The organism is Pseudoduganella violaceinigra DSM 15887, from assembly GCF_000425385.1.
Taxonomy (GTDB): domain Bacteria; phylum Pseudomonadota; class Gammaproteobacteria; order Burkholderiales; family Burkholderiaceae_D; genus Rugamonas; species Rugamonas violaceinigra.
In genome coordinates this window covers 325066-336861 of the sequence record NZ_KE384357.1, presented here as the reverse complement: position 1 = coordinate 336861, position 11796 = coordinate 325066, and the positions used below count along the sequence as shown (strand labels likewise).

The window sequence follows — 11796 nt, the reverse complement described above, 5'->3', positions numbered from 1 at the left end:
GCTTTTCGAAACGCCTCGCCAACAATGCGCATCGTTCTTTCATAACCCGGTGATTACGATGCGATTGTTTCTTTCCCTGCTTCTGCTTCTACTTCTGCTTCCGCTTTGCGCCAGCGCCGAAGATGATATGGCGCGAATTGAGGTCAAGGCGGCCGGCAACTTGCAGCAGCGCCGCGACGACGGCGCCGGCCGTATCATCGTTTCGCGCGATGAGCTGGCGCGCTTCGGCGATTCCAGCGTGGCCGCCTCCCTGCGGCGCCAGCCCGGCGTTACGATGGCCAACGGGCAGGTGCAGTTGCGCGGATTGGGCGGCAACCGTACGCAGCTCCTGCTGAATGGCGAACCGGCACCGCCGGGATTTTCACCGGACAGCCTGGCGCCGGAACTGGTCGAACGTATCGAGATCCTGCCCAGTGCGAGCGCGGACAGCAGCGCGCAGGGAATCGCCGGCAGCATCAATATTGTCCTGCGCCGGAGCACAGGGCGTGCGCGAGCCGTCTTCTCGGGCGCTGTTGTGCAGTCGGGGGCTGGCTGGTCGCCCGAGTCGTCGTTTGACCTGTCCCGGCCCGGCGAGGAATTTTCCTCCAGCCTGGCGCTGCAGGCGGCGCGCGGGAAGAGCGCGGCTGCCAGCGGCGTCCGTGAGCAAAGCTTGACGGCCGGGCGCCTGACTGCCGAGGAAAATCGGGCCATCAGCGAGCGTTTCGGATTGTCGCCGCGCTTGAATTGGAAGTTCGATGGCGGGACGAAACTGGCTTGGCAAGGCCTGCTGAACCACGTCCGGAACCGCAATACCGGGAGCGCCCGGGAAACGGCATTGTTTGGCGAATCGAGCGAATTCCCGAAGAATGCATACGGTGCCGAGGCGCGCACTACCAGCGCCCGCAGCGATATCGATGCCAGCCACCGGCTTGGCGAAGATGCGCGCATCGAATGGAAAGCCGGATTGGCGCATCACCGGCGCAATAGCGATTATCGGTTCACCGGCAGCGATGTCCTGGGAAGTGCACGCTGGCTGCGCCATGTGCTCTCAAGTGCGGCGGACGATGGCGCCAGCACAAGCGGCAAGCTGCGTCTCGGCGGCAACGGCAGCCATGCATTGGCGGCAGGCTGGGATGGCGCGATGGCGCGCCGCGGCGAATGGCGGCGCCAGGAGGATGCCGATGCTGCTGGCCTGCCGCTTGCTGACTTGGAGCAGCGCTACACCGCACGCGTGCGGCGCCTGGCCGCATTTGTGCAGGACGAATGGACTGTCTCGCCGGGGCTCGATACCTACCTCGGCTTGCGCTGGGAAGGCCTCAGGACCTTGACCGACGGACGCGACATCGTTGATGTCAGCAGCAATTCCGGGGTCTGGAGCCCGGTGGCGCATGTGCGCTGGCGCCTGCCAGACTCGCGTGACCAGTTACGCCTGGCGCTGGCGCGCAGCTACAAGGCACCTGAAACGCGCGACCTGGTGCCGCGCCGGTTCACCGTCAACAACGGCAATGGCCCCGCCAATCCCGACGTGCAGGGCAACCCGGCATTGCGTCCTGAACTGGCCTGGGGCCTGGATGCGGCCTATGAACGCTATTTCGGCAAGGACAGCATGCTGAGCATTTCGGCCTATCACCGCCGCATCGCAAATGTGATCCAGCCGGTGCTGTTTGAGGACAAGGGAAAGTGGGTCGCCACGCCCACCAATATCGGCAACTCCAGCACCCAGGGCGTGGAGCTGGACGGACGGTTGGCGTTCGGCGCAGGTTCGACGGCCCGCCTGGGCATGTCGCGCAACTGGTCGCATGTCGATTCGCTCCCGGGGCCCGGCAGTCGCCTTGGTGAACAAATTCCGCTGACAATCAATGCCGGAGTCGATGTCAGGTTCAGCGCAGCGACGACCGCAGGCTTCAACTGGAATCTGCAGAAAGGAAGCACGGCGCGCATGTCCGCCGCCCAATGGCGCGGGCGAAGCAGCGATAGGCGGCTGGATTTGTACGCAAACTGGCAAATGCGGCCCGGCCTGGTCCTGCGCGCAAGCGCGTCCAATGCGCTGCGACCGGACACGCGCAGCACCGAGTTATTCGAGGACGGACGGCACAACGCGTGGCGCGAATCCCTTGGCAATGGCGACCGTAGGTTCAAGCTCTCTGCGGAAGTCGCATTGTGACGCTACAATTGCGGCCGTCCAACAAACAGGGGTATCCAAATTAAGAAGTTTGCTTTGATCCTTGCACTCATTTGCAAGCAATCCTGCGCCGATCCAGTCATCGGCGTTTCCGACGGCGATACCCTGACTGTGCTGAGCGGCGGCCAGCCGGTCAAGGTTCGCCTGGCCAATATCGACGCGCCGGAAAAGAAGCAGCCGTACGGCGCACGCTCCAAGCAATCGCTGTCCGACATGTGCTTTGGCCGCGATGCGACCCTGGCATCGACCAACAAGGACCGTTATGGGCGTACCGTCGCCGTGGTGCATTGCGGTGCGGTCAACGTCAATGTGGCGCAAGTGCGCAAGGGGATGGCCTGGGTCTACCCGCAGTACAACCATGATGCCTCGCTGCCTGCGGTCGAAGCGGAGGCGCGTGGCGCCCATGTCGGCTTATGGGCCGAGCGCAATCCGCTGGAGCCATGGGTGTACCGCAAGGAACGCAAGGCGAAGACGCCCTGATTCAGGCGCGGCGCTGCTTGCGAAGACGGCCGTACTCCAGCAATTCGCACAGTCGCTCGATTGGCACCGGCTTGACGAAATGGCAATCGTAACCGGCGTCGTAGGCCTTGTTGACTTCCGACGGCTGGCCGAAGCCTGTAATCGCGACGAACAGGCGATCGGTGTTGTGGCTTGATGAGCGCAGGCGGCGCACCAGTTCGTAGCCGTCAAGGTCGGGCAAGCCGATATTCAGCAGATAGACGTCAGGCCTGTTTTGCCCCGCGTATTCAAGCGCGTCGCGCGCGGTATGGACCACATCCACGCGATGGCCCGCAGCACGCAGCAGGGTAGCCAGCATTTCGGCCGCATCCTGGTTGTCGTCGGCCAGCAGCACGTTTCTCGAAACCGAGACATCCTCCACCAGGCAGACGGGGGAAGGCTGCTCGGTCTTCAAGTCGGACACCGCCACGCGCGGCATGCAAACCGTCATGGTGCAGCCCTTGCCCAAGCCTTCGCTTTCGGCATGCACTGTGCCGCCTTGCAGCTCCGTCAGTTTCTTGACCAGGGCCAGACCGATCCCCAAACCGGATTGCGGTGTTTGCGCTCGCTTGTCGGCTTGGGCGAACAGGTCGAAAGCGCGCGCTGCGAATGCGGGCGTCATGCCGATACCGTCATCGCGTACAACGATCAAAACGTGCGAGTCCCTGACGTCAACCCGCAGTCCGATGCGGCCGTGTTCGGGCGTATATTTCGCCGCATTATTCAGAAGGTTTGCCAGGATTTGCAGGAGGCGGCGTTTATCCGCCCGTACGAAAGCCGGGTCCGGGCCGCATTCCACGCTCAGCGTATGCCGGCGGGTCTCCACCAGCGGCTGCGCCTGTTCCACCGCAAGGCCGACGATGTGCTTGACATCGAGTTCGGTTCTATCCAGCGTGACCATGCCTCGGCTCACGCGCGACATGTCCTGCAGGTCGTCAAGCAAACTTGTCATATGCCTGACCTGGCGTGCAATCACGGAGCTGGTACGCTGCAAAGTTCCGTTGTCGGCAAAGGACATGCGCAATATGTCGGCGGCAGCTGAAATCGGCGCCAGCGGATTGCGCAACTCGTGCGCGAGGACGGCGAGAAAGTCGTCCTTGCGCTGATGCGCCAGCCGGAGCTCTTCTTCCGCAGCGACGCGATCGCTGACATCCATCAGCGCCACCACGGCACCCTGGAGCTTTCCGGTTTCGTCGCGCATGCCAGCGGCACAGATCAAGACAGATTTGCGTTGCGGCGGATCGTCGAAAGTCTGGATTTCGACAAGCTCCCGCGGCGAATCTTCACCGCGCACCGCGCGTGCCAGCGGCCAATCGCCGGGCGCAAGGGGTTGGCCGGCGCGCGGTGTGCCGCGGGCAAACCAGCCTTTCCAAGACACGTATTCCTCGACGTCCCTGGACATTGGGAGCGCACGGCCCCACATGCGCCGGATTTCTTCGTTGACAAGCGTGATGGCGCCCTGGCTGTCGGCAACAGCGATCGCGACCGGCGCCACGGCGAGAATTGTGTTCAGCAATGCTTCCCCTTTTTTTTGCGCGCTGATATCGCGGGAAAGCATACCTATCAGACCGTCCGGTTGAGCAATGGGAAAGATATCGTGGTCGAACCATTTTCCTATGCAAGAAAGCTTGCCATGCCAGTGCATGGCCTTGCCGGTGCTGGCAACCTGCCCGATATCGTCGATCCAGTTTTGGTCTATCAACGGAAAGACTTCGCGCATGGTCCGCCCCGTCGGATCGGCAACGCCCGTATGCCGTTCAAATGCGGGATTTGCTTCCAGATAGCGGAAGTCGGTGATCGCGCCATCGTTCGCACGTACCGGCGCCAGCACGCAAAATGCCTGGTCGGTCGCAGCGAACAGGGCACGATAGGACTGCGCCAGAGCCGCCGCTTGTGTATGCTTTGCGGTCACTTCACTGCAAATTGCAATCACGCCGTGCACCGCGTTCTCGTCTTCGATGGGCGAGAGGCTGTAGTTCCACCAGGTGGACTGGAGCACGCCGTCGCGCTCCATTGGCACTTCGCGGTCTTCGTGCCAGACCGCGCCGCGCCCCAGCATGACATGCTCGATCTCCGGGCCGATGAGGTGCCACTGCTCGCTCCAGCAACTTTGACCTTGCTGCGCCAAGGCCTGCGGATGTCGTTCCGGACTCAGTGTCTTGCGATATTCATCGTTATAGAACTGGACCAGGTCCTTGCCCCACCAGATGAACATGGCATGGCGCGAGGTCAGCATGAGCCGGACAGCGGTCTTGAGCAGGGAAGGCCATTGGGCGGGTTCGCCGAGCGGGCTTGATTTCCAGTCGTGCCGACGGATTAATTCACCCATCTCCCCGCCGTCAGCGAGAAAGGGCGTTTCGGGATGAAGCTGACTACGCTCAGCAGTCAAAATGTTTCCCCTCACCTGTGTTGATTCACAAATTAGCAGATTTGTGCTGCGGCTGGGGCCATTTACAGTGTGTGCGCGTCGACGACCGATAGTAACCGTGAAAATTCGGACGGCTTGGAAACCACGGCATTGAAGCCGGCTTCCTTGGCGTAATCGGCGATATCGCTTTCGGAATACGTGGTAAAGGCGATCAGGGGCGGACATTTCTCACCGTAATCGTGGCGCAGTTGCGCCGCCACATCGAAGCCGCTCATCCCAGGCATGGACAGATCGCAGACAACGGCCTGCGGGATGGATCGGCGCACGCAGGCCAGCGCTTCGGCGCCACTGTTCGCCCTTTGCGGCATCCAGCCGTGTTGCAGGAAGAGCGCCGACAGCAAATCCACGATTTCGCGGTCGTCGTCTACCAGAAGTACGATATTTTCCATGATTGCCGTAAGACTTGGTCACGCCTACTGCTAAGGTAGCGAAGTGACGATCAGGCTGCTATCGGCGCCGGGCTTGTGCCCGTGTGGGATCAGTCCTAGATGGCGGCGGTCTTGCCTTCGAACAGGGCTTTCATTTCGCGCAGGCCCGCGGCCAGGCATTCCACCGTCGCCGACACCTTCGGCACGCCGCGCAGCTGGCGCGGCGTCAGTAGCCACAGTTGCGAGCGGCAATCGCGCAACAGCGGGGAGACGCGGCGCAGGCGCGGGTTGGCGTCGCCGAGGTGGCAGGGCAGGATGCCGATGCCCAGTCCCTCTTCCAGCAGCCGGCAGACGGCCAGCGTGCTGGAACAGCGCACCACCGCGCGCCGCATCAGGCCTTCCGCCTCCAGCCATTGCGAGGACGCCAGGTGGCCCAGCGATTCGTCCACGGTGATCCAGCTTTGCTCATGCAGATTGTCTTCGGAAACGTTGGGCCAGGCCGCCGGTGCGTAGATCGCCACTTCGATATTGCAGATGAGACGCCCGATCAGCTCGCCATCCGGTTCTCCGCCCGAGCGCAAAGCGATATCGGCTTCGCGCTGGCGCACATTGGCCAGGTTTTCGCCGGTTTGCAGGTGGAGGGTGATTTCCGGCAGTTCGCGCCGGCAACGTGCCAGGAGCGGCGGTACCACGCGCGGCATCAGGACCTCGGTGGTGGTGAAGGTCAGACGCCCGGCTGCGCCAAGTTCGGCGTCGCGCTCCATGTCGCGCAAGCGCTGGTCGAACTCTTGCGCGAGCGCCAGCAGCTCGGCGGCGGCTGCGGTTGCGCTATAGCCCTGGCGGCTGCGCTCAAATTAGGTGGCGCCCAGGCTGGTTTCAATGGCGCGAACGCGGCGGAACAGCGTCGGGTGGCTGGAGCCGAGCGCTTCGGCCGCTTTGGACAGGGAGCCGTGGCGCGCCACGGCCAGGATGACCTGGTAATCGTTCCAGTCCAGGCGGCTTGTCAGGAATTTGCTCATTCCGGCATTCTATCCTGTTGTTCATATATGAAAGCATGTTGTTCATTCTTGGTCTATCGAGCCACCCCGTGCATGGCGAGAATGGCGTCATTCAAACAAAACCAAAGGAAGCACCATGATTCGCCAACTTCTGATCGCCCTTGTCATGCTGGCAGGCGTCCCGGCCCATAGCGCCGAAAATCCGGCATGCAGCGCGGCGGAATTCAAACAATTCGATTTCTGGGCCGGCAATTGGGAAGCGTTCGATCGCGACGGCAAGCTGCTGGGCCATACCCTGATCGAGAAAATCGAGCAGGGTTGCGTCCTGCAGGAATGGTGGCGTGGCAACGGTGCGGAAAATGGGGCGGGCACGAGTCTCAGCATGTATGACCGCAAGCACAAGCTGTGGCGCCACGTCTGGACCAGTGCGCGCGGCAATTTCGCGCCGATCGACGGCGGCTGGCAGGGCGACCGGATGCTGATGACCGGCTACTTCATCAACGATAAGGGCGAGCGCGAATTCCACCGCACCGTGTGGCAGCCGGTTCCCGGCGGCGTGCACCACGTCTGGGACGCTTCCAGCGATGGCGGCGCGACCTGGACTGTCCTGCACGAGGCGTGGCTGCGGCGTACCGACAAGGTGCTGGTGAAGTAGCCGCAAGCAGCTTTGGGCGATCTGAATTACCATCGGCTGGACAGCTTTATTCAACTTTGAAGGAGCAATATGGCGGCATTCAAATTGCACTGCTTTGCGGCGTCCGGTAATTCGTACAAGGTTGCGCTGTTCCTGGCCCTGGCCGATGCGGACTGGGAGCCAGTGGTGGTCGATTACTTCGGCGGCGAGACCCGCACCGACGGCTGGCGCGACAGCCTTAACGAGATGGGCGAAATCCCGGTGCTCGAACATGCGGGCCTGGCAATCAGCCAGTCCGGCGTAATCCTCGATTACCTGGCCGGCGTCACCGGCAAGTTCGGCCCGCGCAATGAGCAGGAGAAGCGCGATATCTGGCGCTGGATCCTGTTCGACAATCACAAGTTCACCAGCTATTACGCTACCTTGCGCTTTATGTACGGCTTGCAGAAGTCCGGCGAAACGCCGGTCACCCAGTTCCTGCGCGAGCGGGCAGTGGCGGCCTATCGAATCGTCGACAAGCACCTGGCGGGCACGCCGTTCCTGGTCGGCGACCGTTTGACCATCGCCGACTTGTCGCTGGCCGGTTACGTCTATATGCCGGAAGAAACCGGCATCGACATGGCGGAATTCCGCCACATCGCTGCCTGGAAGGAACGCATCAGCGACATGCCGGGTTGGCGTCATCCGCACGACCTGATGCCCGGCCGTAAGGGCTTTTAGAGATGCAATTCACTGATCAAATGCCGTGATCGACATTCTGGGGCCGCGCTTCAACACGCACATGGCTCGCCATCGGGGCCTGGAGTGGATGGCGGTGCGGGCACGCCTGGAGCTGAACCCTGGCAAGCTGCGCGTGCTGCACGACATGGCGCGCAGCGGCGGCGAACCGGACGTCGTCCGCGTTGATGCCGCTACGGGCGAAATCGTCTTTTGCGATTGTTCCGCCGAGAGACCGGTCGGGCGGCGCAGCCTGTGCTTTGACCGCGCAGCGCTGGACGCCGCAGCCTGCTCAGAGTCTGAGGCGCCAGGCCAGGATCAGTTCCTCGGCCATGGACTGCCCTTCAATCATGGCCGAACGCGGATTGGAAAACGGCGGGCTTAGCTGCTCGCCATCCAGATGCTGCCAGGACAGGTGAGCGCGGTAGCCGTCGCCGTCGCAGGTCACCCTGACGGTATATGTTAAGCCTTCAACGGAGACCGTGCTGTCGGCCTCCAGATCTTCAGGGACGAGTTCGTTCATCATTCCCCTCCTTTCCCGTAAACTGATTCACTTTGCGCCCGCTTGCGCTGCGCGTCAAGGCGGCACGGCGGTATCGAATCACCGGTCAGGCCGAGCGAAATTTCTCGACGAAGATTGATAATTAGTTAAAAATATCGGCAGTCAATGTTGCGGGGAGAATCGCTTGGATAGCTCGAAGGGACATAAGATGGCGGCAGGCGCCATGCTGACGGTGGTCGCCGGCCTGGCATACCTGCTGCTTTGGCCGGTGCCGGCCCAACCGGTTTCCTGGACGCCGCAGCAGGCGCCCGGTTATGTGGGCGCGCACCTGCCGAACACGAAGCTGGCAGGCCTGCAGAAGATCGACATCGGTGCGGAGCAGGGGCCGGAACATCTCGCCCTGGGCCCCGACGGCAAGCTGTACGCCGCCGTTGCCAGCGGCCAGATCCTGCGCATGGCGCCGGACGGCAGCCAGCGCGAAGTCTTCGCCAGCACCGGCGGGCGCGTGCTTGGTTTCGATTTCGATGCCGGCGGGCGCCTGATCGCGGCGGACGCGATCAAAGGCTTGCTGGCCATCGCAGCGGACGGCAAGGTCAGCGTGCTGGCCACGCAAGTGGCCGATGGCGATCCGATCCGCTACGCCGACGGCGTGGTGGTCGCGCCCGGCGGCGCAATCTACTTCACCGATGCCTCGACCCGCTTTGCGCCGGCCCAGTGGGGCGGTACGTTCGAAGCGAGCGTGCTCGATATCCTGGAACAGTCGTCGACCGGCCGCGTGCTGGCCTTCGACCCGGCCAGCGGCAAGACGCGCATCCTGGCGAGCGGGCTGTCGTTCGCCAACGGCATTGCCTTGTCCGGCGATGGGCGCACGCTGTTCGTCAACGAGACCGGCCGTTACCGCATCTGGAAGATCGATGCCGACAGCGGCAAGCGCTCCATCCTGTTCGATAACTTGCCCGGCTATCCCGACAACCTGATGCGCGGGCGCGATGGCAAGATCTGGGTCGGCCTGGTCAAGCCGCGCAATCCGACCATCGACAAGCTGGCCGGCATGCCCTTCATGCGCAAGGTCACGCTGCGCCTGCCGCGCGCGCTGTGGCCGGTGCCCAAGGCCTACGGCCACGTATTTGCGTTCAGTGAAGACGGCAAGGTGCTGGCCGACCTGCAGGACCCCAGCGGGGCTTACCCGGAAACCACGGCGGTGCTCGAAACCCAGGACCGCCTTTATGTCCAGAGCCTGCACGCCGGCTATATCGGCTGGATGCCGCGTCCCTGATCGGCGGGTGTTTCGGCGGCCGGCGGCTTGTCCGGCGCCGGCAGCACGATCACGCTGGTATCGAGCGCGCCGGTCACGCGCTGCTGCACGACCTGCATGGCAATCGCCTTGCGCGGCGGCTCGGGACGGGGCGGTTTGGGGAACATGGCTTCTCCTGGATGGGGTAACCGGCCCTATCTGAGGCGCGCTGGCGATTTTGCAAGTCTGGATGTTGTCAAATTACACAAGGTGAATCGTGCTCACGCTGCTTGTGCCTATAATGCCCTACGACAATCAGCCAACGAGCCATGAACAGGAAATCCTCGCCATTGTTGTTGCTGGCCATGCTGTCCCTGGTGCCTGGCGTGCGTGCCGCCGGCGTACCTGATGGCGACATTGCCGACCTCACCCTGGAGCAGTTGAACGACATCGTCGTCACCTCGGTCTCGCGCCAGGAAGAAAAACTCGGCAATGCGGCCGCCTCGCTGTATGTCATCAGCGCCACCGATATCCGCCGCAGCGGCGCGCGCAGCCTGCCCGAGGCCCTGCGCCTGGCGCCCAACCTGGAAGTGGCGCGCGTCGACGCCCGCAACTACGCGATCAGCGCGCGCGGCTTCAATAATCCCTTCGCCAACAAGCTGCTGGTGCTGATCGACGGGCGCAGCGTCTATTCGCCATTTTTCTCCGCCGTGTTCTGGGACGCGCAATCGGTGGTGATGGAGGATATTGAACGCATCGAAGTGATCAGCGGGCCCGGTTCCACCATCTGGGGCGTGAACGCGGTCAATGGCGTGATCAATGTCATCACCCGCCACGCGAAGGATAGCCAGGGCACGCTGCTGTCGGTGGCCGCGTCGGGCGGGGAGGGCGATGCCAGCCTGCGCTTCGGCGGCCGCCTGCCGGAAAACGGCTACTTCCGCGCCTATGCGCAATACATGGCGGCGCAGGACAGCGATACCGAGTCCGGCGTCAACACGTATACCGGCATGCAGCGGCGCCAGGCCGGCTTCCGCGCCGACTGGGAACTCGAGCACGCCAGTCTCTCGCTGTCGGGCGACGCCTACCAGGGCAATCTCGGGCAATTGGGCACGCGCGACATCCAGCTCGCCGGCGCCAACCTGGTGGCGCGCTATCTGCGGCGGCTGGGCCGCGGCGACGGCCTGCGCCTGCAGCTGGTCTTGGATCACGTCGAACGCAATCAGCCCGGCGCCTTTGTCGACCGGCTCGATAGCGCGGAAGTGGAAGGCCAGCACGACGTCCGCCTCGGCATCCACAAGCTGTCCTGGGGCGGCGGCTACCGCCATTCGCGCGACGACAACACGCCGGGCCCGGGTTTCGGCTTCTGGCCTTACCAGCGCAATATGCACTGGGGGAACCTGTTCGCGCAGGATGAAATCACCCTGGCGCGCGGCCTGCACGCCACCGGCGGCGTGAAGGTCGAACACAACACGTATACGGGCGCCGAATGGCTGCCTACGCTGCGCCTGGCCTGGAGCCCGGATACCACGCAGACCGTCTGGAGCGCGCTGTCGCGCACCGTGCGTTCCCCGGCGCGCGTCGACCGCGACTTCGTGGCCCCGCCCAAGCCTTTCGTTGCGGGCGGCATGCCGCGCTTCGTGATCGCCACCAGCCCGGACTTCGAGTCCGAGGTGGCCAAGGTGCTGGAGCTGGGCTACCGCGCCCAGCCCGCGCAGCGCTGGTCGTACTCGGTGACCGCCTGGTATGCCGATTACGACAGGCTGCGCACCACGGAGCCGAACAGCACGCCTGGCCCTTATCGCGGCAGTATCGAATTCCGCAACCTGGCCGAGGGCCGCACGCGCGGCATCGAATTCTGGGCGCGCTGGCAGCCCTTGCAGCGCTGGCGCCTGAACGCCGGCCTGGTGGTGCAGGACGTGGATACCGGCCTCAAGCCAGGCAGCAAGGATGCGACCGCCGCCGGCCTGGTGATCAACGACCCCAGCAGTTACTGGCAGTTGCGTTCTTCCCACGAACTTGGCGAACACCTGCAGTTGGACTGGACCTTGCGTTACAACGGCAGCATGCCCAAGCCCTACGTTCCGTCGTATCATGAGCTGGATGCGAACCTGGTGTGGCAAGTGCGTCCGGAAATCGAAGTCGCGCTCGCCGGCCAGAACCTGCTGCACACGCGCCACGCCGAATGGGGCGCCTACCCCGGCCGCAGCGTATTCGAGCGGCGCGCTGTCCTGAAACTGACCATGCGATACTGAGACG

At 63.4% G+C, this 11796-nt stretch carries 13 protein-coding genes; 7 read left to right on the top strand and 6 right to left on the bottom strand.

The window, feature by feature from the left end; all coding sequences use genetic code 11:
• Positions 1 to 127 precede the first annotated feature (127 nt).
• Both H597_RS31925 and H597_RS0121205 read left to right on the top strand, forming a co-directional pair.
• Positions 128 to 2143, top strand: a complete 2016-nt coding sequence (locus tag H597_RS31925; RefSeq protein WP_051293983.1) for a TonB-dependent receptor plug domain-containing protein — start codon at positions 128 to 130, stop codon at positions 2141 to 2143.
• Between the two features lie 54 nt (positions 2144 to 2197).
• Positions 2198 to 2641 (top strand): thermonuclease family protein, encoded by a 444-nt coding sequence (locus H597_RS0121205; RefSeq protein ID WP_154668209.1) that lies wholly within the window; start codon positions 2198 to 2200, stop codon positions 2639 to 2641.
• 1 nt (position 2642) lies between these two features.
• On the opposite strand, the gene H597_RS33490 is transcribed toward H597_RS0121205, so the two are convergent.
• From H597_RS33490 to H597_RS34295, 4 genes are all read right to left on the bottom strand, one after another.
• Positions 2643 to 4988 (bottom strand): hybrid sensor histidine kinase/response regulator, encoded by a 2346-nt coding sequence (locus tag H597_RS33490; RefSeq protein WP_083941216.1) that lies wholly within the window; start codon positions 4986 to 4988, stop codon positions 2643 to 2645.
• 122 nt (positions 4989 to 5110) lie between these two features.
• Positions 5111 to 5476, bottom strand: coding sequence for a response regulator (locus H597_RS31915; protein WP_051293980.1), 366 nt, complete (start codon positions 5474 to 5476; stop codon positions 5111 to 5113).
• 95 nt (positions 5477 to 5571) lie between these two features.
• On the bottom strand, positions 5572 to 6219 hold the full coding sequence (locus tag H597_RS0121190; RefSeq protein ID WP_028103884.1) for a substrate-binding domain-containing protein: 648 nt from the start codon (positions 6217 to 6219) through the stop codon (positions 5572 to 5574).
• A 90-nt stretch (positions 6220 to 6309) separates the two neighbouring features.
• Complete coding sequence (locus H597_RS34295; RefSeq protein WP_083941215.1) at positions 6310 to 6474, bottom strand: LysR family transcriptional regulator; 165 nt, start codon at positions 6472 to 6474, stop codon at positions 6310 to 6312.
• 115 nt (positions 6475 to 6589) lie between these two features.
• Here H597_RS34295 and H597_RS33485 point away from each other — a divergent pair, with 115 nt between their 5' ends.
• The 3 genes from H597_RS33485 to H597_RS36285 all read left to right on the top strand — a co-directional run bounded on the left by H597_RS33485 (position 6590) and on the right by H597_RS36285 (position 8189).
• The gene (locus H597_RS33485; RefSeq protein ID WP_028103883.1) at positions 6590 to 7108 is read left to right on the top strand and encodes a hypothetical protein; all 519 of its coding nucleotides are present in this window, start codon (positions 6590 to 6592) and stop codon (positions 7106 to 7108) included.
• 69 nt (positions 7109 to 7177) lie between these two features.
• Positions 7178 to 7807, top strand: coding sequence for a glutathione S-transferase family protein (locus H597_RS0121175; RefSeq protein ID WP_028103882.1), 630 nt, complete (start codon positions 7178 to 7180; stop codon positions 7805 to 7807).
• Between the two features lie 25 nt (positions 7808 to 7832).
• A complete protein-coding gene (locus H597_RS36285; protein ID WP_211232073.1) occupies positions 7833 to 8189 on the top strand; it encodes a DUF4256 domain-containing protein in 357 nt (118 codons plus the stop codon).
• On the opposite strand, the gene H597_RS35520 is transcribed toward H597_RS36285, so the two are convergent.
• Positions 8097 to 8330: a hypothetical protein gene (locus tag H597_RS35520; RefSeq protein WP_028103881.1), complete on the bottom strand. Its 234-nt coding sequence runs from the start codon at positions 8328 to 8330 to the stop codon at positions 8097 to 8099. The genes H597_RS36285 and H597_RS35520 overlap by 93 nt on opposite strands.
• A gap of 199 nt (positions 8331 to 8529) precedes the next feature.
• Between H597_RS35520 and H597_RS0121165 the strand changes: the two genes are divergently transcribed.
• Complete coding sequence (locus tag H597_RS0121165) at positions 8530 to 9582, top strand: SMP-30/gluconolactonase/LRE family protein (protein WP_371850742.1); 1053 nt, start codon at positions 8530 to 8532, stop codon at positions 9580 to 9582.
• Here the strand turns inward: H597_RS0121165 and H597_RS35030 are convergent.
• Complete coding sequence (locus H597_RS35030; RefSeq protein ID WP_154668207.1) at positions 9555 to 9728, bottom strand: hypothetical protein; 174 nt, start codon at positions 9726 to 9728, stop codon at positions 9555 to 9557. The two genes, H597_RS0121165 and H597_RS35030, sit on opposite strands and share 28 nt — an antisense overlap.
• A 141-nt stretch (positions 9729 to 9869) precedes the next feature.
• On the opposite strand from H597_RS35030, the gene H597_RS0121155 reads away from it, so the two are divergent.
• Positions 9870 to 11792 carry a TOL_0244 family TonB-dependent receptor gene (locus H597_RS0121155; RefSeq protein WP_083941214.1) on the top strand — a complete coding sequence of 641 codons (1923 nt, stop codon included), beginning with the start codon at positions 9870 to 9872 and terminating at the stop codon, positions 11790 to 11792.
• Positions 11793 to 11796 lie beyond the last annotated feature (4 nt).